General features: G+C 37.3%; 28 protein-coding genes and 1 rRNA gene. 23 read left to right on the forward strand and 6 right to left on the reverse strand.

What is annotated here, in order from left to right:
* The 17 genes from N7Z68_RS08620 to N7Z68_RS08700 all read left to right on the forward strand — a co-directional run.
* Positions 1 to 125: ribosomal RNA gene (locus tag N7Z68_RS08620) — 23S ribosomal RNA — on the forward strand; the annotation flags it as partial.
* 420 nt (positions 126 to 545) lie between these two features.
* On the forward strand, positions 546 to 1,394 hold the full coding sequence (locus N7Z68_RS08625) for an MBL fold metallo-hydrolase (protein ID WP_373323126.1): 849 nt from the start codon (positions 546 to 548) through the stop codon (positions 1,392 to 1,394).
* Positions 1,395 to 1,602: 208 nt separating this feature from the next.
* The gene (locus N7Z68_RS08630) at positions 1,603 to 1,758 is read left to right on the forward strand and encodes a hypothetical protein (RefSeq protein ID WP_275118079.1); all 156 of its coding nucleotides are present in this window, start codon (positions 1,603 to 1,605) and stop codon (positions 1,756 to 1,758) included.
* A 128-nt stretch (positions 1,759 to 1,886) separates the two neighbouring features.
* Complete coding sequence (locus tag N7Z68_RS08635; protein WP_275118080.1) at positions 1,887 to 2,279, forward strand: thiol-disulfide oxidoreductase DCC family protein; 393 nt, start codon at positions 1,887 to 1,889, stop codon at positions 2,277 to 2,279.
* A gap of 19 nt (positions 2,280 to 2,298) precedes the next feature.
* Positions 2,299 to 3,216, forward strand: a complete 918-nt coding sequence (locus N7Z68_RS08640; RefSeq protein ID WP_275118081.1) for a TIGR01777 family oxidoreductase — start codon at positions 2,299 to 2,301, stop codon at positions 3,214 to 3,216.
* A gap of 140 nt (positions 3,217 to 3,356) precedes the next feature.
* Entirely contained in the window at positions 3,357 to 3,734 is a 378-nt protein-coding gene (locus N7Z68_RS08645) for a spore coat protein (RefSeq protein ID WP_275118082.1), read from the forward strand.
* A gap of 360 nt (positions 3,735 to 4,094) precedes the next feature.
* Positions 4,095 to 5,312, forward strand: a complete 1,218-nt coding sequence (locus N7Z68_RS08650; protein ID WP_275118083.1) for a NupC/NupG family nucleoside CNT transporter — start codon at positions 4,095 to 4,097, stop codon at positions 5,310 to 5,312.
* Between the two features lie 194 nt (positions 5,313 to 5,506).
* A complete protein-coding gene (locus N7Z68_RS08655; protein ID WP_275118084.1) occupies positions 5,507 to 7,246 on the forward strand; it encodes a sensor histidine kinase in 1,740 nt (579 codons plus the stop codon).
* A 12-nt stretch (positions 7,247 to 7,258) separates the two neighbouring features.
* Positions 7,259 to 7,990: a LytR/AlgR family response regulator transcription factor gene (locus tag N7Z68_RS08660; protein WP_275118085.1), complete on the forward strand. Its 732-nt coding sequence runs from the start codon at positions 7,259 to 7,261 to the stop codon at positions 7,988 to 7,990.
* A gap of 140 nt (positions 7,991 to 8,130) precedes the next feature.
* A complete protein-coding gene (locus N7Z68_RS08665) occupies positions 8,131 to 9,573 on the forward strand; it encodes a carbon starvation CstA family protein (protein WP_275118086.1) in 1,443 nt (480 codons plus the stop codon).
* A 188-nt stretch (positions 9,574 to 9,761) separates the two neighbouring features.
* Positions 9,762 to 9,911 (forward strand): hypothetical protein, encoded by a 150-nt coding sequence (locus tag N7Z68_RS08670; RefSeq protein WP_275118087.1) that lies wholly within the window; start codon positions 9,762 to 9,764, stop codon positions 9,909 to 9,911.
* A gap of 460 nt (positions 9,912 to 10,371) precedes the next feature.
* On the forward strand, positions 10,372 to 10,791 hold the full coding sequence (locus N7Z68_RS08675) for a universal stress protein (protein ID WP_275118088.1): 420 nt from the start codon (positions 10,372 to 10,374) through the stop codon (positions 10,789 to 10,791).
* A gap of 299 nt (positions 10,792 to 11,090) precedes the next feature.
* Entirely contained in the window at positions 11,091 to 11,258 is a 168-nt protein-coding gene (locus N7Z68_RS08680; RefSeq protein WP_275118089.1) for a hypothetical protein, read from the forward strand.
* A gap of 528 nt (positions 11,259 to 11,786) precedes the next feature.
* Positions 11,787 to 12,746: a 6-phosphofructokinase gene (pfkA, locus tag N7Z68_RS08685; RefSeq protein WP_275118329.1), complete on the forward strand. Its 960-nt coding sequence runs from the start codon at positions 11,787 to 11,789 to the stop codon at positions 12,744 to 12,746.
* Positions 12,747 to 12,917: 171 nt separating this feature from the next.
* Entirely contained in the window at positions 12,918 to 13,337 is a 420-nt protein-coding gene (locus tag N7Z68_RS08690; protein WP_275118090.1) for a universal stress protein, read from the forward strand.
* A gap of 177 nt (positions 13,338 to 13,514) precedes the next feature.
* Positions 13,515 to 13,667 carry a hypothetical protein gene (locus N7Z68_RS08695; protein WP_275118091.1) on the forward strand — a complete coding sequence of 51 codons (153 nt, stop codon included), beginning with the start codon at positions 13,515 to 13,517 and terminating at the stop codon, positions 13,665 to 13,667.
* Between the two features lie 152 nt (positions 13,668 to 13,819).
* Positions 13,820 to 14,935 carry an NAD(P)/FAD-dependent oxidoreductase gene (locus N7Z68_RS08700; RefSeq protein ID WP_275118092.1) on the forward strand — a complete coding sequence of 372 codons (1,116 nt, stop codon included), beginning with the start codon at positions 13,820 to 13,822 and terminating at the stop codon, positions 14,933 to 14,935.
* Positions 14,936 to 15,162: 227 nt separating this feature from the next.
* Here the strand turns inward: N7Z68_RS08700 and N7Z68_RS08705 are convergent, their stop codons facing one another.
* From N7Z68_RS08705 to N7Z68_RS08715, 3 genes are all read right to left on the reverse strand, one after another.
* Positions 15,163 to 15,339 (reverse strand): YfhD family protein, encoded by a 177-nt coding sequence (locus N7Z68_RS08705; protein ID WP_275118093.1) that lies wholly within the window; start codon positions 15,337 to 15,339, stop codon positions 15,163 to 15,165.
* A gap of 40 nt (positions 15,340 to 15,379) precedes the next feature.
* Positions 15,380 to 15,517, reverse strand: coding sequence for a hypothetical protein (locus N7Z68_RS08710; RefSeq protein ID WP_275118094.1), 138 nt, complete (start codon positions 15,515 to 15,517; stop codon positions 15,380 to 15,382).
* A gap of 62 nt (positions 15,518 to 15,579) precedes the next feature.
* On the reverse strand, positions 15,580 to 15,741 hold the full coding sequence (locus N7Z68_RS08715; RefSeq protein WP_275118095.1) for a hypothetical protein: 162 nt from the start codon (positions 15,739 to 15,741) through the stop codon (positions 15,580 to 15,582).
* 267 nt (positions 15,742 to 16,008) lie between these two features.
* Here N7Z68_RS08715 and N7Z68_RS08720 point away from each other — a divergent pair, with 267 nt between their 5' ends.
* Positions 16,009 to 16,209: a cysteine-rich CWC family protein gene (locus tag N7Z68_RS08720; RefSeq protein WP_275118096.1), complete on the forward strand. Its 201-nt coding sequence runs from the start codon at positions 16,009 to 16,011 to the stop codon at positions 16,207 to 16,209.
* A 56-nt stretch (positions 16,210 to 16,265) separates the two neighbouring features.
* On the opposite strand, the gene N7Z68_RS08725 is transcribed toward N7Z68_RS08720, so the two are convergent.
* Together N7Z68_RS08725 and N7Z68_RS08730 are read right to left on the reverse strand one after the other, a co-directional pair.
* A complete protein-coding gene (locus N7Z68_RS08725) occupies positions 16,266 to 16,883 on the reverse strand; it encodes a spore coat protein (RefSeq protein WP_275118097.1) in 618 nt (205 codons plus the stop codon).
* 196 nt (positions 16,884 to 17,079) lie between these two features.
* Positions 17,080 to 17,442, reverse strand: a complete 363-nt coding sequence (locus N7Z68_RS08730) for a DUF2512 family protein (RefSeq protein ID WP_275118098.1) — start codon at positions 17,440 to 17,442, stop codon at positions 17,080 to 17,082.
* Between the two features lie 141 nt (positions 17,443 to 17,583).
* On the opposite strand from N7Z68_RS08730, the gene N7Z68_RS08735 reads away from it, so the two are divergent.
* Together N7Z68_RS08735 and N7Z68_RS08740 are read left to right on the forward strand one after the other, a co-directional pair.
* The gene (locus tag N7Z68_RS08735) at positions 17,584 to 18,480 is read left to right on the forward strand and encodes a carbon-nitrogen hydrolase family protein (protein ID WP_275118099.1); all 897 of its coding nucleotides are present in this window, start codon (positions 17,584 to 17,586) and stop codon (positions 18,478 to 18,480) included.
* Between the two features lie 192 nt (positions 18,481 to 18,672).
* A complete protein-coding gene (locus N7Z68_RS08740) occupies positions 18,673 to 19,239 on the forward strand; it encodes a flavin reductase family protein (protein ID WP_275118100.1) in 567 nt (188 codons plus the stop codon).
* Positions 19,240 to 19,387: 148 nt separating this feature from the next.
* On the opposite strand, the gene N7Z68_RS08745 is transcribed toward N7Z68_RS08740, so the two are convergent.
* Positions 19,388 to 20,101 carry a DUF421 domain-containing protein gene (locus N7Z68_RS08745; RefSeq protein WP_275118101.1) on the reverse strand — a complete coding sequence of 238 codons (714 nt, stop codon included), beginning with the start codon at positions 20,099 to 20,101 and terminating at the stop codon, positions 19,388 to 19,390.
* 262 nt (positions 20,102 to 20,363) lie between these two features.
* Between N7Z68_RS08745 and cdr the strand changes: the two genes are divergently transcribed.
* From cdr to N7Z68_RS08760, 3 genes are all read left to right on the forward strand, one after another.
* The gene (gene cdr, locus N7Z68_RS08750; RefSeq protein WP_275118102.1) at positions 20,364 to 22,313 is read left to right on the forward strand and encodes a CoA-disulfide reductase; all 1,950 of its coding nucleotides are present in this window, start codon (positions 20,364 to 20,366) and stop codon (positions 22,311 to 22,313) included.
* Between the two features lie 260 nt (positions 22,314 to 22,573).
* Positions 22,574 to 22,954, forward strand: a complete 381-nt coding sequence (locus tag N7Z68_RS08755) for an ATP-binding protein (protein WP_275118103.1) — start codon at positions 22,574 to 22,576, stop codon at positions 22,952 to 22,954.
* The gene (locus N7Z68_RS08760) at positions 22,929 to 24,497 is read left to right on the forward strand and encodes an ATP-binding protein (protein ID WP_275118104.1); all 1,569 of its coding nucleotides are present in this window, start codon (positions 22,929 to 22,931) and stop codon (positions 24,495 to 24,497) included. The genes N7Z68_RS08755 and N7Z68_RS08760 overlap by 26 nt, the downstream gene beginning before the upstream one ends.
* The last annotated feature ends 117 nt before the right edge of the window (positions 24,498 to 24,614 follow it).

Here is a 24,614-nt window from a genome sequence, read left to right on the forward strand (position 1 = left end):
AGATGAGATTTCCCATTACGTTAAGTAAGTAAGACCCCTTAGAGATGATGAGGTTGATAGGTCTCGGGTGGAAGCGTGGCGACACGTGGAGCTGAGAGATACTAATCGGTCGAGGACTTATCCAAATATGAAAGGCGGAAATGCCTTGGTCAGATTTGCAGTGCATTGGAGCTTCAGAAGGCGAAGTGGTAACACTTCAACTGAGGAAGCGAAATGACACAAAAATCTAGGCATTGAAGCTAGACAAAAATAAAGCGTTGAATTCATCTAGCCATTATCCAGTTTTGAGAGAATCCTGAAAGCACAATCCCTAGAGGATTGTGCTTTTTTATGATGTTTTGCTTTGTTTTTTAGTGTTTGTTTATTTTTTTGTTCAATATTTTCAATGCAATGCTTACAGCAACCGACTTCACCATTAAATTCATACCATACGTTACAAGTTAAAGAACTAATTATTGGTTACATAATTCATGTTCGAAAGTTAAATATTAGAGTTGATATGATAAGTAGAGAGAAAAGAGGAAATCAACATGGAACAACAACCTATGACATATGGTACTGATTATAAGCCCATTCCAGCCATTTCAGCAACTAGCGGTCAAGGATTGGAAATTCTGCCTGATTTGTATAGTTACAACGTGCGCATCGTAAATATTTGTTTAGTCGGACATCGGTATGCCGATAATTTTGTTTTAGTTGATGCGGGCATGCCTGGCTCAGCCGATGAAATTATTGCTGCAACAGAAGAACGGTTTGGGGCAAACAGTTGTCCAAAGGCCATTTTTTTGACTCATGGTCATTTTGATCATGTTGGTTCTATTATGGAGTTAGTCAAGCATTGGAAGGTACCAGTGTATGCCTATCCATTAGAATTGCCTTTTCTTACAGGCAAGCAAAGTTATCCGGATCCTGACCCAACGGTTGAAGGCGGAATGATTGCAAAAATGTCGTCCTTTTTTCCGAATGAGCCGATTAACTTAGGTAAACATGTGCAACCATTGCCATCAAATGGAACTGTTCCTGAAATGGAAGGATTTTGTTGGGTACATACGCCTGGCCATACACCTGGTCATGTTTCTTATTTTAGAGATGAAGACGGAGCGCTGATTGCAGGAGATGCTTTTGTGACTGTTAAACAAGAATCGCTATATGCTGTTCTTACTCAAGAAAAGGAAATTAGTGGTCCTCCTCGTTATTTTACTCCCGACTGGAAGTCAGCTTGGGAGTCAGTTAAAAAGTTAGAAGCACTAAAGCCTTCTCTTGCGATAACAGGACATGGATTACCTATGATTGGTGAGGAGCTTTCTAAAAATTTAAAGACACTTGCTGATGATTTTGGGCGAATTGCTGTTCCAGATTACGGGAAATATGTAGGGCAGCATCATAAACATTAGCGAAGTTAAAACTTTTCTTAAGTAGAAAAAGCTTTAGAGACACACCAGATTAGTGTTTTTAAAGCTTTTTCATGATTTATTGTATAGTAAGTCGAATTCCAAATATAAATAAAATGTAATTTCACATGATCACAGAAAGTTCGTGTTGGTAACTAGAGATGTTAAACTCATTTTAAATGATATGTTATTGTTGGAAGGGGGAGTTAAAATGGAAAATCAATTTTTTGTCGGTTGGGGAACACTCGCTCTAATTAATGCGGGGTTAGCACAAGGAAAAAATAGAACGGGGTTTAACTGGTTTTTACTCTCTATTATACTTGGACCGCTCGCAACACTCATTCTATTATTTTGTGAAAAAAGATAAGTAATAGGTTATCAGGCTATCAATTAAAATCTCTTTAAAAAAGTTTTTTTATTTTTTTTGGTATAATATGTTAAACTATAGGTGTTTTGAGAAGCTGTATTGATAAATTATAGCAAGAGGTGACCGTAATGGGCGGAATCGTTTTATTTGATGGAGTTTGTAACTTTTGTCATCATAGTGTTCAGTTTATTCTAAAAAGGGATAAACGTGGTTATTTTAAATTTGCTTCCCTTCAAAGTGATATAGGGAAAAGACTATTAGATCAATATCATTTACCTCATGATATGAGCACTTTTGTTTTAATTGACAATGACAAACCGTTCATCAAATCAAGTGCTGCTCTACGTGTCTGTAAGTATTTAGATGGTTTTTGGAGGTTTATGGTTATCTTTCGTTTCATTCCAACACCCATTAGAAATATCGTCTACAATTTTATCGCCCAAAATCGATATCGCTGGTTCGGTCAAAGAGAAAGTTGTATGCTCCCAACACCAGAACAACGAAAGAGATTTTTAGATTAAAAGGGAAGGGCTTGATTGGATGAGTAAAAAAATCATTTTAGCAGGCGGGTCTGGTTTTTTAGGAAGCTCGCTAGCACATTTTTTGATCGGGAAAGGATATAAAGTCGTTATCCTGACAAGGGGCGTGTCCAAAGAACAGGATACAATTCGATATATACATTGGGATGGAAAAACCCTCGATGACCAGTGGCAGAAAGAAATTGATCGCAGTTACGCAATCGTTAATTTCACTGGTAAAAGTGTTAATTGCATTTACACAAAGGCCAATAAAGAAGAAATCATTTTATCGAGACTTAACTCTGTTAAAGTTTTAAAAGAAGCCATAAAAAATTGTGACCATCCACCTCAATCTTTTGTTCAAGCGGGTTCTCTAGCCATTTTTGGTGATACTCGAGAAGTTTGTGATGAGGATTCTAAGCTTGGAGACGGGTTTTCAGTGGATGTTTGTAAGCAATGGGAAGAAGAATTCTTTAAAGAAACCCTACCTGAGACAAGACAAGTATTACTTCGAATTGGTTTTGCATTAGGAAGAAATGGTGGTGCTCTCGATCCATTAATAAAATTAACCAAAATGAACTTAGGTGGAACAGTAGGAACTGGTAAACAGTTTATTAGTTGGTTACATATTGACGATTTGAATGAGATGTTTTTTCAATCGATTGAAAATGAAAACTATACTGGAGTATTCAATGCAACGGTACCCAACCCAGTTACTAACAAAGAGTTTATGCAGAAGCTACGTAAAGTCATGGGGAAAGGCTGGAGTCCGCCCGCACCAACACCATTTGTATGGCTCGGTGCCTATCTCTTCATGAGAACAGAACCTAGTCTTGCGTTAACCGGAAGAAACTGTATTCCCAAAAAACTGCAAGAGAAGAAGTTTCAATTTCAGTTTACTGACCTGGAACAGACTTTAGAGGATTTAATTTACACGTAAATTTTAAATAAAGTCACTGTATTTATCCTTATTTCATCACCTCCTTTAAAAAAATCAGCAGATGCCTTGTGCAGTTGTCCATACCATTTCTGGACATTTTACATATGGTAAACTATCACGAGTAAAGGAGGACCTCATTAATGAGTAACCAAATTGATTTAGAAGCTGCAAATGTAAATAAAGAAATTCAAAGCTCTGAGGAGTTAATTCATATCCTAAATTCATGTGATGTTACAGTGAGTACAACAGATACGAAAGCTGCGATCTCTTTACAAGCTTCTTTACAAGCAGTCATTGCGTTAATCGTAAACATTGCCATTGCAGATAGCACTAAAGCTGATACGATTACTCAAGAATTGTTACAAACTTCAAAAATCAAACAACAAACGGTACAAAAAATCGTTATCGACGGTTCACAAAACGTGGATGTCACAACAACAGACACACAAATCGCTGCGAACATCCAAGTCCTGCTTCAACTTCTAATCGCGTTGCTAGTTGAAATAGATGTTCTTTAATTTTATTCGAAAAGGCTGACTATAACAGGTCAGCCTTTTCCCCGTTTATTACCTTTCCAGTTACATAAAATTATTTCAAAATAGCTATTTACTAATAAAATATAACCCTTTATAATAGTCAACGGTAGTATGATGTCAGACATCCTACATCATGATTTTATTATCGTGTTCCTTGTAGAGTCATGAAATGGTAATGTCTAGGACGAGTCTACAACTATAGTGTTTTTTACAATTCCTATATAAGCTCAACTCTTCTTGTAAAACGTGTTTGTAACCGTTTTATAGGATTGCAGGAAACTGCAAAATGGACAATCAAGTAAGTTACAACATTATGAAAAAGACTGGAAAGGTTAGTGTTTTATGAATTTTTTATGGGGTATTTTTGGGATTATTACTGTATTTTTGATTGCGTTTCTTTTCTCAACGAACCGTAAAGCGATAAAACTACAAACGATTCTTGGAGGCTTAGCAATTCAGCTTACATTTGCTTTTATCGTATTAAAATGGGACATGGGTCGAGCGGCACTTCAATGGTTAACATTACGGGTGACAGATATTATTGGTTATGCAAATGAAGGAATTGACTTTTTATTCGGTGGTTTTTTTGTGGAGGGATCGAATATTGGGTTTGTCTTTGCTTTTCAAGTGCTAACCGTTATTATTTTCTTTTCGGCACTCATCTCTGTACTTTATTATATGGGAGTTATGCAATGGCTGATATTATTAATTGGTGGAGCACTCTCAAAAGTTTTAGGTACTAGTAAAGCTGAATCGATGTCAGCCGCAGCTAACATATTTGTTGGTCAAACGGAAGCACCTCTTGTTGTACGTCCTTACTTAAGTAAGATGACGAATTCTGAACTATTTGCGGTTATGACTGGGGGACTTGCGTCTGTAGCTGGATCTGTTTTAATTGGTTATTCATTGCTAGGCGTACCGTTAGAATATTTGTTAGCGGCTAGCTTTATGGCAGCACCAGCAGGTCTCATTATGGCAAAAATGATAATGCCAGAAACAGAAACAGTTACAATAACAGACGATGTTAAGATTGAGAAAGATACTGAATCAGCCAACGTCATTGATGCCGCAGCACGCGGGGCTGGTGTAGGTCTTCAGCTAGCGCTTAATGTCGGTGCGATGCTGCTGGCTTTTATCGCTTTAATTGCCTTAATAAACGGTATGTTAAGCGGTGTTGGTAGTTGGTTTGGGTTTGAAGGGCTAACGCTGGATATGATCTTAGGCGTTCTTTTTGCACCGATCGCGTTTGCTGTTGGAGTTCCATGGTCGGAAGCGTTAGCAGCAGGGAGTTTTATCGGCCAAAAGCTTGTCCTTAATGAGTTTGTTGCTTATGCATCTTTTGCACCAGAAATTCCTCAGTTAACGGACAAAACTGTTGCCGTTGTTAGTTTTGCGCTTTGTGGATTTGCTAACTTAAGTTCAATGGCGATTCTTTTAGGGGGACTTGGTGGACTAGCACCAGACCGTCGCAGTGATATTGCTCGCTTTGGTTTACGTGCTGTACTAGCGGGTTCACTAGCCTCATTATTAAGTGCTGCTATTGCTGGTATGTTGCTTTAATTATATAAGAAGAATAAAAGAAAACCTCCTAATCGTGGATTTATTTGTACTGATACGATATGGAGGTTTTTTATTGTTTTAGTTCCTTTATTTAACCTACAATATTAGAAAGGGTTTCTTACTTAAATATATGCAACAAACAAGTGTATACTATCTTATAGCAAACGAACAATTTAATTGTAGGGGTTACGACTATGTGGGAACTTTTATTTGTTATGATTGAAAGACTTGGGATTATTATTGCTGTAGCATTTGTTTTGACGCGATTAAAATTTGTACGTCATTTAATCGATAAACAAGAAATTTCTAAGTCACATAAAATAGCTGTTATTGTCATTTTCGGATTATTTGGTATTATCGGGACCTATTCCGGTATCACGATAAATGTTTCCGATGCAACATACAGCCGAATTGTTCTAGATGTTGGGGAAAGCGAAGCCATTGCTAATTACCGAGTGATTGGTGTCGTTGTAGCCGGATTGCTCGGTGGATGGGCTGTTGGATTAGGGGCTGGGGTTATTGCTGGAGTTCACCGGTTTTTGTTAGGGGGATTTACAGGTCTAGCTTGTGGTTTATCAGCGATTATATCGGGTTTAATTGCAGGGTACTTTTATAAAAAAACGAAAGAAAGTAACAATATTGTCTCTATTAAAACAGCTCTTTTCGTCGGAATGGGTGCAGAAGCTGTTCAAATGGCATTAATTTTAATCATGGCAAGGCCATATGAACAAGCATTAAGACTCGTTGAAAGTATTGGTATTCCAATGATTATTGCCAATGGAATCGGAACGGCAATCTTTATTTTAATTATTCGTAATGTCCTAAATGAAGAGGAAAAGAGAGGCTCGCTTCAAGCCCAAAAAGCACTTAAACTCGCCGATTTAACGTTAAAATATTTACGAAGTGGTTTATCAACGAAAACAGCACAACCAACGTGCGAAATATTGCTGAAGGAAATTGATGCAGATGCTGTTTCTGTTACAAACAAAGAAAAGGTGTTAGCTTTTGTCGGCGAAGGGGAAGAACATCATTTAGCGAATGAAGAAATAAAAACAGAGGCAACAAAACGAGTTTTAAGAGAAGGGCACCTTGTAATCGCTCATTCATGGGAAATTCAATGTAGGCATAATGATTGTCCTCTTCAGGCAGCAGTGATTGCTCCACTCAAGTTAAAGGAACAAACAATCGGTACGATCAAATTTTACTTTAAGTCAGAAAAACAAATCTCACCGATGATTATTGAGTTAAGTAAAGGCTTATCGACCTTGTTAAGTCATCAACTGGAGTTGTCAGAAGTAGAGCGACATTTAGAGCTTGCTAAACAGGCTGAAATTAAAGCATTGCAAGCACAAGTCAGTCCTCACTTTTTATTTAATGCATTAAACACCATTGTTGCACTCATTCGAACAGATCCAATGAAAGCAAGAAAACTATTGATTTCACTCTCCAACTTCTTTAGACAAAATCTAGCTGGAACAACGGCAACAGAAGTGACACTAGAGGATGAATTAAATCATGTTAGAGCTTATTTATCGATTGAAGAAGCAAGGTTTTCCGATAAGCTAACCATTAAATATGAAATTGATGAAGGTGTACTTTATTACAAAGTGCCGCCAATGACTTTACAGCCGATTGTGGAAAATGCAATCAAGCATGGGGTAAAACAATTAACAGATGATAGTTTTATTTTAATTCGTATTCGAAAACATCAGGAGAATGTAACGATTACAGTTCAAGATAACGGTATCGGTATGACAGAAGAGCGGCAATTAGAGTTAGGGCAAGAAGGTGTTGCCTCTAAAACTGGAACTGGGATTGGACTTTATAACTTAAATCGTCGCCTACAAATGATGTATGGAGATACAGCAACGTTGCAAGTGGAAAGTGTAGTAAATCAAGGGACAAGTATATCGTTTACAATAGGAAAAAAGTGAGGAAACCGTAGAATGAATAGAAAAATGAAGACGATTATTATTGATGATGAGCCGTTAAGTCGTGATGAGCTGAAATTTCTTTTAGAAAGTTTTAACGATATTGAAATCATTGCAGAAGCCGACTCTGGAGAAAAAGGGCTTGAACTGATCATGACAAAAGAGCCTGATATTGTGTTTATCGATATTGAAATGCCACAAATGTCAGGTTTAGATTTAGCACGAGCGATCCAAAACATGAAAAAGACACCACTTATCATCTTTGCGACCGCTTACCCAAATTACGCAGCTAAAGCGTTTCGTGTCGATGCTGTAGATTATTTACTTAAACCATTTGATGAAGAGCAGCTTTTTGAAACGATGACAAGAGTAAAGGAACGTCTAAAACAGGAAGATAAAATGGACCAACTCAGTCCAATTGCACGCTTAGCAGTAGAAGACGAAGGGCGAATCGTCTACTTATCCCCATCCGACATTGTTTATTTATACCGTGAGGAAAGAGAGACGATTATTTGTACAAAAGAAAGAAGGTTCAGTTTGAAAACACCCATTAAAGAATTAGAAGAAAAGTTGAAAGGGTATCCGTTCTTTAGAACCCACAAAAGTTACTTAGTAAATCTCGATAAAATTGAAGAGCTCATCCCATGGTTTAATGGTGCCTATCAATTGAAAGTGGAAGGAAAGCAAGATGAGATCCCTGTTAGTCGTAACTATGTAAAATCGCTAAGAGAACGTTTGGAGCTTTGAGTTTCACCGTATAATCTCAAATACATACATGTTAGCATCCTCTTTCGACATGTTGAACAGGTTTTCGTCACAAATTGTTCAAAGATGATAGAATAATAGCATGATGAAAACGCATTCAAAATAGAAAGAGGTGTTCATAAATGTTTACATTTTTAATTGCTATTGCACTTTTAATTATTGGTTATTATACGTATGGTAAGTTAATAGAAAGAATTTTCGGTGTAAAAGAGGCACGACAAACACCTGCATATAGTATGAAAGATGGAGTGGACTACATTCCAATGGGAACGAATCGTAACTCTTTAATCCAGTTGTTAAACATTGCTGGAGTAGGTCCAATTTTCGGCCCAATTATGGGTGCGCTTTATGGTCCAGTCGCTTTTATCTGGATCGTCGTTGGGGCAATTTTTGCAGGAGCTGTTCATGACTATTTAACAGGCATGATTTCCATCCGTAATAAAGGAGCCCATTTACCACAACTTGCTGGTAAGTTTTTAGGAACGGGTATGAAGCATATCGTTAATGCCGTTGCTGTTCTTCTGCTACTTCTAGTTGGAACCGTTTTCGTGACGGCACCTGCTGGTTTGTTGTTTAGCTTAATGGATGGCGTGATTGCATTAGGAATTATTACTGGAGCCATCTTTGTTTACTATATTATCGCTACGTTGTTACCTGTTGATAAAATTATCGGAAGAATTTATCCGATCTTAGGAGCACTTCTTTTAATTAGTGCAATCGGTGTAGGTGGGATGCTGATTGTAACAGGTGCACCAATTCCTGAATTAACATTACAAAATATGCACCCGTCAGGAGCAGCGATCTTCCCACTACTGATGATTACAATCGCATGTGGTGCAATTTCTGGGTTCCACGCGACACAGTCACCGATTATTTCAAGAACCCTGCAAAATGAACGAAATGGTCGTAAAGTATTTTACGGAATGATGATTGTTGAAGGTATTATTGCAATGATCTGGGCAGCAGCAGCGATGAGTCTTTTCTACGGACAAGATTTAAGTGAATTAATCGCTACAGGTGGTGCGGGTCTAGTTGTGAGTGAAGTTGCATTTACATTACTAGGTGCAATCGGTGGTACATTAGCAGTACTTGGTGTTATCGTGTTGCCAATTACTTCTGGAGACACAGCGTTCCGTTCAGCTCGTATGATTATCGCTGAATATATCAATCTACCACAAATCAAGCTATTCAGTCGTTTATGGATTGCTTTACCGTTATTCGTAATCTCGTTTATCTTAACAAACATGGATTTCACCTTACTATGGAGATACTTTGGTGTAACCAATGCCGCAATTAGTGCTATTGCATTATTCGTTGGAGCGATGTATTTAGCTATTCAGTATAAATTCCACTGGGTGGCTTCGATCCCTGCCACATTCATGACTATGGTTGCTCTTACGTTTATCTTTAACGCACCAATTGGGTTTGGATTGCCAATGACAACATCTTATATAGCTGCAGGTATCGGCACTGTAATTATTCTTGTATTGTTTGCTTATAAGTTAAAATTAAATCGTGCAGAATCTGAATTTAAAATTGATGCGGACGATAAGATCGCAGCATAATAATTCTGAAATACAGAGACCACTTGGGCCATTTCTAAATGCTCAAGTGGTCTCTTTGTAGAGCAAAAAGAATGTACACTATAACACAAGTCTCCATAATTTATACGATAGCAGTTTCTCTTGTATATAAATGTAGAAAAAAACAAATAATACCTAGGACTAAATTTAACTAAACAGGAGGGTCTAAATTGAGCGAGTTTAAGAAAAATCAAAGCCGTCCGGCTAATAATGATGAACAGGCTACTATGCAGAATACATCAGAACGCCAGCAAAATGAAGAAACAACAGCTCAAAATGATGGGTTTCGTTACGACTATGATGATTCATCAGATCTATAGACAGTTTGTTTAAAATGTGATTGCATATACATACTAATAAAGGTAATTTTATGAAAAAGTGGTGTCTACCCATTGACTATGTAAGCGTTTTCATTTATAGTGAATGTAGGCAGGATAGCAATTGTGGCTATCGTAGTATTCAGCGTAGGTGGGGCTAATACTGTAACGAGGAGAAGTGATATCTTTTCGCTGTAACTCGTAATTGTTCGAAAATTAAAGTGAAGAAGATGTCCTTTTCCTTCATTTCTAACTTATAATTTTTAATGAATGTTGACAGGCCTACTGTGATTTAGTAGGTTTTTTTGTTGTGCATTTGGGTAATGATCCATAGGTCAAAACTGATTTGAAAAATCTCTGAATTATTTTGAAATGTGTTGGGTATTCTGATAAAATATTATTATAATATTCTGTTAATAATGTGTATTTTAATGAATTTAAAGTGAGAAAGTAGGGGATGGTGATGTTTCAACAAATACTTTTAGCAGCAGATGGTTCAAAACACTCGATACGTGCTGCAGAAAAAGCGATTCAATTAGTCAAGAACCAAGCCAATAGTTTAGTTGAAGTCATCTACGTCATCAACGGGTCTACTTCTAAGGCAGATGCGCTTCGAAATAATGACTCAAAACAAATGGAAGAACAACGGCGAGAAAAGTTAAAAGACATTATAAACCTTCTTACAAAGGAAGGAATTAAACATCAAGTCAATATATTACATGGAGAACCGGGACCAACTGTCGTCGAGTACGCCAATGATAAAAATTTTGATTGTCTGGTCATTGGGAGCAGAGGATTAAATGCATTGCAGAGTATGGTGTTAGGAAGTGTCAGTCACAAAGTTGCTAAACGAGTTAAATGTCCAGTCATGATTGTTAAGTAGAATAGGTGTAATCGCTTACTTTATGTATAGAATGAATTAAACGGTAGCTGGATATTAAACCTAGCTACCTAACTTTGTTTCCCATGGGGTTAAAAGTTAAACATTAAATTTACGAATTTTATCATACAATATAAATAAATATATATAAATGGTTATCATTTTTAATTGTGACAAATATGTGTTATAGTACAATAGTACATACCTCTTATTTCCTCTTTGTTCTTCCGTTCAAAATTATTCCTAGACATACATTCTTCTTAGATAAATTATTTAAAATAAATGACAGAAAGGTGGATACGATGAATAATGAAGAGTTCTTAACTGATGAAGAGCTTAAGCAAATTGAACAGTTGACGGACCGAATGGTAAACCATGCAACAGAAGAAGAAATCAAACGTTGTATTACAGAAATCACCATGATCAAAGAACGAGCAAGACTTCGTCAGCTGCAAATTACCGACAAGTAAAAAGGAAAAGGCTGACCAGATAAATGGCAGCCTTTTTCGATTCCCTTCCTACAAGGAATCTGCAATGAAACTGTTTTCATTTTACAATTGAATTTCAATTGTGACAAGTTTTGTGATTAAATTTAAGCAGAATTATATTTTATCTGGCGCAAAGACTCCCTTTTCAAGCCTTTGAGGAAGCAAAAAGGCTAAGTGGGATACGATTGTACACAGACGTTGCCACATCGTTTGGGTCTCAGTAACAACCTGATTACTTCAACTAAATTTCATTGGGGGATGAAGAAAACCCTACTGAAAAAGTTTCATTTTATCTTTGGGACAATTCGAACCATTGAAAATCCACCTGTACTTATCGACGTCTCACAAAAACCGTAAATACCCCAACTCCAGTTTCTTTTTGTCCCCCAAAATGAATTTAATATATCTACAAAGAAGATACTACTCCTATTGAAGGGTAAAAAACTCCATTACTGTAAAACCCTACATAGATAAAAAAATTACAATTTTACATAAGAAGGAGTGGTTATTCTGAAACGAATAGCTGTTTTAACAAGTGGTGGTGACTCACCTGGGATGAATGCTGCGGTACGTGCAGTCGTTCGAAAAGCGCTTTATCACGACCTTGAAGTGTTTGGTGTATACCGTGGTTATAATGGTTTGATCGAAGGAGACCTACAGCCGTTTCAATTAGGGTCTGTAGGTGACATCATTCACCGTGGAGGGACAATTTTACATTCTGCTAGAAGTGAAGAATTTAGAACGAAAGAAGGACAATTAAAAGCGGTAAAACAACTACAAGAACGAGGTATTGACGGGTTGGTCGTCATTGGCGGTGATGGTTCTTATCGTGGTGCAGATAAGCTAGTAGAGCATGGGATTGCGACCATTGGCGTACCGGGTACAATTGATAATGACATTCCAGGCACTGACTTTACAATCGGATTTGATACAGCACTCAACACCATTATTCAAGCGATAGATAAGATCCGTGATACTGCTTCTTCTCATGAACGAACGTTTTTAATTGAAGTAATGGGAAGACATGCTGGTGATTTAGCGCTTTGGAGTAGTTTGGCTGCAGGTGCGGAAACGATTTTACTACCTGAAATACCTTACAACATAGATGAAGTTATTAAGAGGTTAGAACGAGGGTCTAAACGAGAAAAGAAACATAGTATTATTGTGGTGGCAGAAGGAGTCGGAAGTGCCATGGAAATCGGTGAAGAAATTAAAAATAAAACCGATCTTGAGCCGAGGGTTACTGTACTTGGACACCTTCAGCGCGGTGGACAGCCAACAGGGTTCGATCGAGTTCTAGCTAGTAGACTCGGGGCTTATGCTGTAGAATTATTACTAGAAGGTAAAAAAGGATTAGCTGTTGGTCTTGAAAATAATCGTCTTGTTCATTATCCGATTGTTGAAGTTCTAGAGCGAAAGCATACTATTGATGAGAAGATGTATGAGCTATCTCATCACTTGTCAATATAAAAAGCAATGCTTGAGTTTCATTACCGCAAGTTCAAGTTGCTGAAATATGGGTGGTGCATCAAAAGCTTCTGGACACTGAATTGACGAAAAGCTATATCTTGAACGGTATAGCTTTTCGTTATACTATGGATAGAGACAGATAAAAATGAAATTTTTGGGAGTAGTGATGGTATGTTTCAACGTATTCTTTTAGCAGCAGACGGATCAGAGCATTCTTTAAGAGCGGCAGAAAAAGCAATTGCGCTAGTAAATGGTAACGAGGATGCTGTTATTGAAATTATTTATGTGGTAGATGGTGCAACATCAAAAGCAGATGTTCTTCATAATAGAGGATCGATTGAAATCGCAAATAAACGAAAAGAACGACTTGCTGGGATTGTCGAAAAGTTGGACGTAGCAGGAGTGAAGTATGAGATTAAGACACTTCATGGTGAGCCAGGGCCAACGGTTGTCGATTATGCTAACGAACATGACTTTGATTGTGTACTATTAGGCAGCAGAGGATTAAACCGTCTTCAAAGCATGGTTCTCGGCAGCGTTAGTCACAAGGTTGCAAAACGAGTGAAGAGTCCGGTTATGATTGTAAAATAATGAGTTAAAGGTGTTATAACAGTATGGAGCTGTTATAACTCTTTTTTTGTATAGGAGGTCGAACTTTCTTATGGAATGATCTCCTTTTATTCTTAATCTAAATTCAGTCATAGATACATAAGTCCTTTCATTTTAGAAAAAAATGAACATGTACGAACTATGAAGGAGGTTATATCAATGGCACGTGGAAAAAGCTTTAACCATAAGAAAAAGAGTCATCCTGGAGAGTTCCCAAAAAACAGCGAACAAAAAGAGCCGAAAATCGAATCATCTGGTGATGATGGGTACTTAGTGGAAAAGGAAGCCTTCAAAAACCGTCTTCCTGAATAAATTTTTAACAGGGGTACATTTGTGCAAAAGGGACTGAACAATCTTGTCAGTCTCTATTTTGGTTTATACATTTAATAAATATTTGTTAGGTGTTCGATTGTTTTGTAAAATAATGAGATGAACAGAAATTGAAATAGAAAAGGTGTTTTATCATGGTAACTTATATAGTAGTGGGAGCAGGGATTCTCGGGGCCTCAACTGCCTATCATTTAGCGAAAACAGAAGCTAAGGTGATCTTAGTTGATCGGAAAGATAACGGACAGGCTACGGACGCCGCAGCTGGGATTGTTTGTCCTTGGCTAACTCAACGCAGAAACAAAGCGTGGTACCAACTTGTAAAAAATGGTGCTCGGTTTTATCCAGGTTTAATTCGGGAATTAGAAGAAATCGGTGAAACGAATTCAGGCTATGCAAAAGTAGGAGCGATTAGTTTACATACAGATGAGAAAAAGCTGGACCAGATGGAGGAACGGGCCAGAAAGCGAAAAGAGGATGCACCAGAGATCGGTGAAATTACACGATTAACACCTGCCGAAACAAAAGCCCTATTTCCGCCTCTTTCGGGAGAATACGGTGCTGTGCATATAAGCGGGGGGGCTCGAGTAAATGGCAGAGCGCTTCGAGATGCAATGATCAACGCAGCTAAAATAAATGGCGCAACGATTATTACAGGGGAAGCCTCATTAGAGTATGAGGGCAATCAAATTTCCGGTATTACTGTAAATGACAAAACTTTTGAAGCGGATCAAGTTATCATCACAGGTGGAGCATGGGCAAACGAGTTACTCAAGTCGATTGGGGTTCACTTTATTGTCAAACCGCAAAAAGCCCAAATCGTTCATTTGGAAATGTTAGATACGGACACGAGTGAGTGGCCGGTCGTAATGCCACCTAATAATCAATACTTACTTGCATTTGAAGACGGAAGAGTTGTTGTAGGTGCAACACACGAAGATGAAAAAGGCTATGATACTCGTGTCACTCCAGGCGGTCTGCATGAAATATTTGATAAAGCTTTAATGATAGCACCTGGTTTAGCTGATAGTACAGTTCTTGAAACAAGAGTCGGTTTTCGTCCATTCACACCGGGATTTCTACCCGTCATTGGACCGGTACCGAATGTTAAAGGCGTTCTAGTAGCCAACGGCTTAGGAGCTTCTGGTTTAACTGCAGGGCCATACTTAGGTGCAGAACTCGCCAAGCTAGCCTTAGGCAAACCATTAGAAATTGACATCACCCAATATGATGTCGCCGGAGCTCTCCAATAAAATACCGGTAGCAGGTACCTTTAGCAAAGTGCAGTGCTAAAGGTACCTGCTACCGATGATTGGTAATGCTGGGTAAATAGTTATTTTCACATGACCTATAAATTTGCTATGACTATGCTAGCAATAGGCTAACATAGTCATAAGGAAGTAAGAGTAGCATCTTTAACGGCGAACCGTTTGAAAAGTGAGGATGCTGTGTAGAGATTGAGTTAGCTGAATAATCGTATTTATTTCCGGTCTACCTCTGTCGGAGCGTAACCTGGTCGTGCTTTTAATTCATAACGGTCATCTAACTCTTTTGCCAGCTCCAAATCTTGTTCATCTGTTTTGATATCTTTCTTTGGTGTTTGTGGTAATCCTGCTTTATTTTTGTCGCGTGCTTTTTGTTTATGGTGTCTGCCCATCTTTGATCGTCTCCTTTATAGTGGAATAGATAATTAGCGTCTAATATTCAATATCCTCGAAATCCTTTGGTTGAGGAACCGGTTGTTTGTTTTCCCTTATATCATCCTGATTCTGGTTCTGTAACTGCTCATCTCTCTCATCAATTGCTCGATGGTTTCTGTTCTCTTGCTTTTTCATCGTTAATCTCCCTTTGAATAATGTGCTTGATTTATTATGTGACGTTACGGTGCTATTCCGTTCTACTTTTTTTTTCTCCAGGTCGTTTCTCTACCCTTAACAGGACAGACTGGAAACGTATCATTGTTTTTAAATTGTTTCAGTACACCTGCATCACAAACATAATCTGTAGTTTCAATAACTCGTTCTCCTGTAGAGAAATTAAGTTCATTTCTTTGAGGCATTTTTACCCACCACCTTTGTCCTTACAATAAAATGTTACTTCAATAAATTAATCTGTTCTTTTCCTTGTTAAACTATCCTGAATTTTAAGATCATTAGGCTTGTTAAAATTGTGGAATTTCTGAAAAAAATTTTACGTACTGTATTGGAAAAAGAGTAAAATGGATATATAAATGTGTCGGTCAGAGTAACGCTAAAAAAATGAATAACACGTCTAAAATTCTAAAAGAGATTAATAAGAAGTGAACTCAGAAAAGGTGAGGGGAAAAATGAAAATTGATGTAAAAAAGTGTCCACTTTGTTATGAAGTGAACCATTGTGGAAATGAAGAAACTCAGTCGGCTTGTTGGTGTAGTAAAGAATCTTTTCCTAAAGAAATTTTCGAGCTAATACCTAAAGATCAACTCCATCGCTCCTGTATTTGCCAAAATTGTTTGGATCAATTTAAACGTAGCCTTAAAAAACAATAACCAAAAGAGCAGAAACCTGATACTCCGCTCTTTCGATCGTCTTAATGAATACAAGACTACTGGTAATTGTTATTTTGCATTTGATTCATAGAGTGGTTCATTGTTGTGTTCATTGGATTCATTGGATTCATTGGTGCGTCCGCTGGTTGGAACATTGCTGTCATTTGGGAAGTTTGAGTAGTTGAGAAGGTAGGTGGTTGATAGTAGCCATTCTGGTTCATCCAATTCCAAATCTCATAGCCCATTTCTTGACACATGTTAGCGCCGTTAACATGATACATACGAAGTTGCGGGTCCGCACATTCATTTGCCCACTGCATTCCCATAACTGCTCCTGATTTATGAGCATTTAAAGCTAATGTTGCGATTGTTTGGTCAGAAAGAGTTTGTGTATTTGTCATCGGTGCAGACATTGTTACTTGTTGGTGCATGCCCGTATTTACATGTTGTGTATTAAAAGAGGGACTTTGATGCGTCATTTGAGCTCCTTTACCTTGCATCATACTTACACCTTGCTGGTAGGCTTGAAGCATCGATTGTTGGTGTCTCATTAAAATTTGCTTAAGTTGTTGATCGTTACACTGTGCTGCAAATGCACCGTGTTGCTCAATTTCAGCCGCCTTTGTGCGTAATGCTTCAGAAGTTTCTAAAAGTTCATGTGCTGCGATATTCATTCAAACGCCTCCAGATGTTTTTTGGGCCTTACCCAAAGCATATTGTGATCTAAAGGTCGAGATAAATTCACAAAAGACACTGGATTTAAATGGAATAGTGACATGATTAGTCAAAAAACCCCCTCTGGTAGAGCATGCAACTATTATCTGGGCACGCACTACACCATTTGAGGGGGAAGCTCAATCGATAGGGGTTTTAACTTTGAGTTTCTAATTCATCATCGGTAGACCTAATGAAAAACTTATGAAAAACCCATTCACCAGCAGATATAATAATCGCTGAAATTAGCGCTACCGAAAATGGGATGAATGCGCCTTGGAAGAAAGGACCGACTATCCAAATAATTAAGGATGCTAACACTAAGTCAGATAGTGTTGCAATAGTGTTATTGGTCGCCTGAAGTATGGCTAAATCTCCGACAATATAACTTAAAATGACAATTAAAACCGCTAAACCAATCGTAGCACCGGCAGGGTAATTATATATTCCCGTCAAGACAACAAGTAGGACAATTCCAGCCATTGCTGTTTTTATTAGTAAAGCTTGAATGTGGCTCATGTTAGATTACCTCCTGTTAAAAGTATTTACTTAAAAGTATTTTTTATGAATATTTCAGAACATACTGTCAATTATGTATACCCATATACGTAAATAAATGTTAGAATATTACAGTAGATTATGTTTTTAGGGGGAAAGAGAATGAATGCACATCATCCTTGGTACGTTTTAAGTTATGCAATGAGCAAAGAGTCAGCTATTTTAGAAGATTGTGTGGAACAATTGCAGCAGGTCCCTGAAGGTGGGATTGCTGTTTTACCTGAATATGTAGCTAATTCAATCGAATATTCTGAAACCGCTTTCGCTAAGTTAAGAGAGGTTTGTATTGAGCAAAAAATTAGTGTCATCACTACATTAAATATCGTTCCAAAAGATTTGCCTCATGCAGAAGCAGGAACAAACTACAATACGTTAACCGTTTTTACAAAAGACGGAGAAGTACATACGCCACAAGCGAAAATAACACCGCAATCCTTTGAGAGAAAACAGTACGGTGAAAAATTTCCAGCGATCAATGTCAGTGACTATGATTACTTAAACATTGTTGATATCGACATTAACGGCGAAAAGAAAAAAGTTCTTTTTGTGATTTGCTCCGATATGTATACGTTAATGGCTGGTGTTCAACATATACAAGATCTAAAAGTGGATCTTTGTATCGTTCCAGGGAATTTCGGTAACGGTGCAGAACAAGCGGTGTATCGAACGCTCAATGCGTTTAGGCAAGCTGGTATTTTTGAGACTACGATTTTCGCCAATCCGTATCAAAAGCTAAAAAAGCCTACGCACACTCCACTCGTTCAGCAAGCCACAGACTATACGAGTAGAGACCAGGCTGAAGAAACGATCGAGTTAACCGATTGGGACCGCATTCAATTAGTCAAAGAAAACGTTGCGATTTACCCTGATGAGCAAGTTCCAAGCTTTGTGCATATGGCGAGCTTAACGACAATGGACAAAGGTAGAATGACAATTGGAATGAGCCGTTTAGCTGTTGATGTGAAAGTAGATAAATACCCTAAAGTGATTTATTTTTAATGCAGAAATAGAAGGGTGTAATTTTTTTTAGAAGGGAAAAAGAATTCTAAAGAGACGTTCATCAGGTAGATGGGTGTCTTTTTTGAATGGGCGAGCCAGATATTTTAATGATTAAGGAATTTACGTTAAACTTAATATGAGTATCTTTATATTATAAATAGCTAAAAAAGAGAGAAATTAGGAGGAAACTAGATGATACAGGCAATTAATAAACAAGTCATGCACAGTTATCCTGGGATGGTCGCCCTTGTAACCGTTTCACACAATGGTGAAAATAACATCATGGCGGCTGGATGGCATTCCTACATATCTTACGAACCGCCGATTTACGGTGTTGCGATTGGACGAGAGCGTTATACGTTCCAATTAATGAAAGAAGCAGGAAAGTTCGCTATTAACTTTCTACCGTTTGATAAGGCCCATTTAATTCAACAAGCAGGGGTTTATTCGGGTTCAAGCGTCAATAAGTTTGAACATGGGAATATGGGCTTTGAAAGAGGAAAAGTTACAGGTGCACCCATTTTACAGGATGCATATATCGCTTACGAGTGTGAGGTTATGGACCGAAATACATATGGAGATCATGATTGGTTTGTAGGAAACATTGTACAGTTTTATCGTGACAATGCGCTTTTTGAAGAGAACGGCTTGCCTAATTTCGATAAACTTTCTATTCCTCTTTATATTGGCCGCTCTATGTATACGAGTGTAGATAAAAATAGTACCTTTGTAAATCATCCTGTTACTACAAAGGAATAAACAAAGCATTGTACTGAAGTTTGCGGACTCACAGGACCTTATTTCCCTAAATTCTTTGGAACAAAGGCCCTTGAGTCCGCATCACTTTATCTAACATAATTTTAAACTATCGGGTATCATAAACAAAAAAACTAATCTTAGCCGACTTTCACCATTCTCTATCAATCGGAGAAGTGATGTGATCACGATACGTATCAATATAAACATTTCCATTGGCTGCAAGGACCGCATAAGCGACTTCTTCCGGCTTATATTTGCGCTTTTTTAAAACATCGATCAGCCAATGATTACTAAGGTTGTTCTCAATTAAATTCTCTTCAATAATTTCTCCATCCATGATGAGTTCGATCGGTAACTTTGTTTCAGAAGGAGCAGGGAGGTTTAAATCTTGTTTTGTCACATGTCGGTATTGTGGTTTTTTCAATACAGTCAAGTTTCCATTTGGCTCGATAATGGCAAATAGCACTTCTTCAATATTAAATACATCTTTCTCACGCATCTGTTGATTTAAATAATCAATTGTGTAGCGCATTTTCCTCATATTACCTTCTAATATTTTCCCATTTTGAACGAGTACGATTGGATCTCCAGCAAATAGTCTTCTTGCCTTGCGATTTTTCATTGAAATATAAGCAGTGATGAAGCTGACAAAAACAAAGATGAAAAATGCAAGAAGAAAATGGTGAATATCAATCGTCGTATTAAACGCTAAGTTTGCAGTGATTGAACCTAGTGAAACAGCTGCAATAAAATCAATCGTATTCATTTGAGATATTAATTGCTTCCCTAATATTCGTGCTCCCATTAATAAGATCGTAAAGGCCATTAGTGACCTTAATATCACTTCAATATGTTCCGCCATTGTTTAACTCCTGATGATTGATCATATTTTCATGTTCATTGACTTTATAATTGTTTATTTTTTACAGATGAGTCTGGAAATATTCTACTTTACTTTGGTTCTTTTGATAGCAATGTTTTAAAAAGCTGTTCACATATCACCATAATTAAAAGTGTGTGATTTTTGTCACACACTTTTTCCGTTTGTTCATGTAAAATACATTATGAGGTATATACCCTATATGGTAATTTAACTTTTTTGAGATCAAAGGGAGGAATATAGAATGAGTAAAAAAATTGTTATTGTAGGTGGAGTTGCAGGAGGAGCAACAGCTGCAGCACGACTTAGAAGAATAGATGAGACGTCAACGATCGTTATGTTTGAAAAAGGAGAGTACATTTCTTTTGCCAATTGCGGGTTACCGTATTATATCGGTGAAACAATCAAAGACCGTCAAAAGCTTTTAGTGCAAACGGTTGAAGGGATGTCTAAAAAATTCAACTTAGATATTCGCAATTTAAGCGAAGTCATTGAAATTAATCGTGAAACTAAACATATTACAGTGAAAAATGTGCAAACACTTGAAACGTACGAGGAGTCTTATGATGAGTTAATATTATCACCAGGGGCACGTCCGATTGTACCGCCGATACCTGGGCTTAATGAGGCAAAAGCAATTTTCACATTGCGTAATATACCTGACACTGACCGAATTAAATCATATGTTGATGTCCAACAACCAAAACGGGCTGTTGTTGTTGGCGGTGGGTTTATTGGTTTAGAAATGGCTGAAAATCTACATGATCGTGGCATAGAAGTAACGATTGTGGAAATGGCAAATCAAGTCATGGCACCTCTAGACTATGAGATGGCAGCTATTATTCATAACCATCTTGAAGATAAAGGGGTTCAACTTATTTTAGAAGATGGAGTGAAGTCTTTTGAAAATGCAGGTTCAAAAGTTGTGACTCAATCTGGTAAAGAAATCGAAACGGATTTAATCATTTTATCCATCGGTGTTCGTCCAGAAAATGAACTTGCTGTAAACGCTGGGTTAAATGTTGGTGAACGAGGCGGAATTCAAGTTAACGACTATTTGCAAACGAACGATCCCCATATTTATGCGATCGGCGATGTGATTGAAGTAAAAGATTATATTAACGAGCAGCCGACGATGATTCCACTTGCATGGCCGGCTAATCGCCAAGGTCGTATTGTTGCTGATAACATTTACGGTAAAGAGGTCAAATATAACGGTACTCTAGGGACATCTATTGCAAAAGTGTTTGATTATACTGTGTCGACAACTGGAAATAATGAAAAAACGTTAAAACGATTAGGAATCCCATATGAGGTCGTTCACATTCATCCTGGATCGCATGCTGGTTATTACCCGGGGGCAGCTCCCATCGCCTTAAAACTTGTGTTTGATAAAGACACAGGAAAGATTTACGGTGCACAAGCGGTAGGAATGGACGGTGTTGATAAACGAATTGATGTCATTGCTACAGCCATTAAAGGTAATTTAACGGTACTAGATTTGCCAGACTTAGAATTAGCCTATGCACCGCCGTATTCATCAGCAAAAGATCCTGTCAATATGGCAGGGTATGCAGCAACTAATATTGTGGATGGTGTCATTAAGACCGTTCAATGGTATGAGATTGATGACATTGTTGCAAGTGGTGGTTTCTTAGTAGACGTTCGCAACCCGATTGAACTAGAAATGGGATATATTAACGGTGCGATCAACATTCCAGTCGATGAGTTGCGTACCCGACTTGATGAACTCCCGAAAGACCAAACCATTTATGTTAATTGCCAAGTTGGTTTACGAGGGTATTTAGCTTCACGGATTTTACAAGAAAATGGATTTGAAGTGGAAAATTTAGACGGCGGTTGGAAAACGTATTCTTCCGTTTTTAAAACAACCAATAACCAAAATTGCAAAGTGGTTACGGATGACGCTGGGGTTGCGAGAATGGAATGTACAGGGGACAACAAATTTAAAGCTAATGTATCAATAGATGCAACTGGTCTACAATGTCCGGGTCCAATTATGAGTGTAGTGAATGCCTTAAAGACTATGACAACGGGTGAAGTGCTTGAAGTTTCAGCGACAGACTCTAATTTTGTTAAAGACTTATCCTCTTGGTGTGATCACAATGGACATACCTTGTTAAAAGAAGTGAGTAAAGACAATGGCTTCCTGGCATACATCCAAAAGAAGTAACTGTGAGAAGAATATATATTTATTATAGTGAGATAACAAAACTTTAGTCCTATAAAAATAGATAGTATCTGATTAATTTCAGTTCTATCTATTTTTTAGATTCTATGAAAATTATTTAGGAATATCAAATCTTTAACTTGGAATTAGTAATATAACAGACAGTTTTCAACAATGGGACTTTAGAATTATTTTTAAGAAAATCTATGTTTTTTTGGAAAAATATGAATGAATGCTATAGAATATTCTGTATGAGAAAAAAAATGACTATTAGATCAGAACATGATATTCGTATAGCTGTGAATGCCGTTCGTATACTAGCAAACTCTCTTGCTTTTTCAAAAGTAGATTTGCAAAAATTAATTGTCGCTGTTTCAGAGTTAACACAAAATGTTTTGGATCACACAAATGAACCTGGGATATTCATATGTGAAATGATTGAAGGAAGAGGAATTCAGGTCACCGTTCAAGACCGTGGTAAAGGCATCAAGGAATTGGATCAAATACTAGAAGGAGCAAATGATTTTCAAAAAAAAGGTTTAGGACTAGGTTTAGTAGGTGCAAAGAGATTGTTGGATGACTTCCAAATCGAGACTTCAGAAAAGGGGACGAAGGTCATTGCTACTAAATGGAAAAACGACTAACCAAATAAGAGAAGACAAAGATGACGTTACGGTTGACCGGCTGGCTTCTGTTGGTCAAATTGCAGCTGGAATCGCACATGAAGTTAGAAATCCATTGACTGCAGTTAAAGGCTTTCTGCAATTACTAAAAAAGGAACACCCGCATGCATATATTGATATAGCTTCAGAAGAATTAGAAAACGCACTGGCTACGATGCAAAACCTATTAAATGTATCCAAACCTGACTTAGATGATGAAGGCTATTCTTTTATTAATCTTTGCTCTGAATTGGAAGCGATTCTCTACCTTTTTCAAGATAAGGTTTATAATGTTGAGATCATTAAAAAGTTTGAGAATTATGATGTCAATATTTACGGAAGAAAGAATCAACTAAAAAAAGCATTCTTTAATCTATTGAAAAATTCCTTTGAAGCGATCCCTGACTCTGGAACGATTACAATCAAACACTATATTAATAACGAGCATTTAGTCGTTTCAATTTCTGACACTGGTGTTGGCATACCAGAAGAAAAGATAAACATGCTAGGCACACCTTTTTTTACTTCTAAAGAAACAGGTACAGGTATGGGATTAACGCAAGTTTATTCGACAATATACGAACATCATGGAATGATCGAAGCTACGAGTGAAGTCGGATTAGGAACAAATTTCACTATTTATTTTCCAATCCAACAAAACAATGGTATAGGAGTGATGAAATTGAACTTAGTTTATGAAGAACAGCAAACCTTTAATGAATTTTATCTAACGAATAGAGAAGTGTTCAACGATTTGCTAACAAGACAATCTCGAGAGTTGTTTGAAAGAATTAAAGAAAATAACGAAATCAATGATCAATTTATTTTAAATTCCACCCATAAAGTCATTGAGTTTTTACATGAGGCAAATGAGTACGGTTTAATTATGCATGCGAAGGAACAAGGGAAAAAGTGGGCAATGCATGATATCGAATTAATCCTTATTTTAGAATGGTTTCAAATGGTCCGAAAGATTTACTGGGACTTCCTTGCTAATTATTATGAGCAACAAATTCAACTTAACTTGCAAGAATTTTTTGATCTTGAAAGACGTGTAAACTATAATTTAGATTCATACATTAAGCATTTCTCATCTAGCTTTTCGGAATACAGTCAAGAACTCATTCAATCTCAAAATGAGCTCATTGATGATCTAAATGTACCAATCATCCCACTATATGATACGATGGCCATCTTACCTATTATCGGTGCGGTTGACACACGTCGTGCTAAAAATATTCAAGTCAAATTGTTAGAAGAAATACATAACCAAAGTTTAAAACATATTATCATCGATTTATCAGGTGTTGCTTACTTAGATACAGCTGTACTCGGACACTTATTTAAAATTATTAACGGGATCCGCATTCAAGGTTGTAAAGCGGTATTAACAGGCATCCGTCCTGAAATTACAAATACAATCGTTGAATTAGGAATCGAGTTAAATGAAAAAGTAGAAACGAAAGGAACTTTACAACAAGCAATTCAAGACTATAATGAATCTCTTAAAGAGTTAAGCAGGTAGGTAACTTCCAAATTAAGGTTTGTTTGATTTACAACAGAGAACAGGTTTTCTTTTAAAGAATGTTTTTATGATAAAAATGACCGGAATTTCCTTAAGGAAGTTCCGGTTTTTTTATAT

The organism is Alkalihalobacterium chitinilyticum (assembly GCF_029028005.1).
In the GTDB taxonomy this organism is placed as follows: Bacteria; Bacillota; Bacilli; order Bacillales; family Bacillaceae_F; genus Alkalihalobacterium; species Alkalihalobacterium chitinilyticum.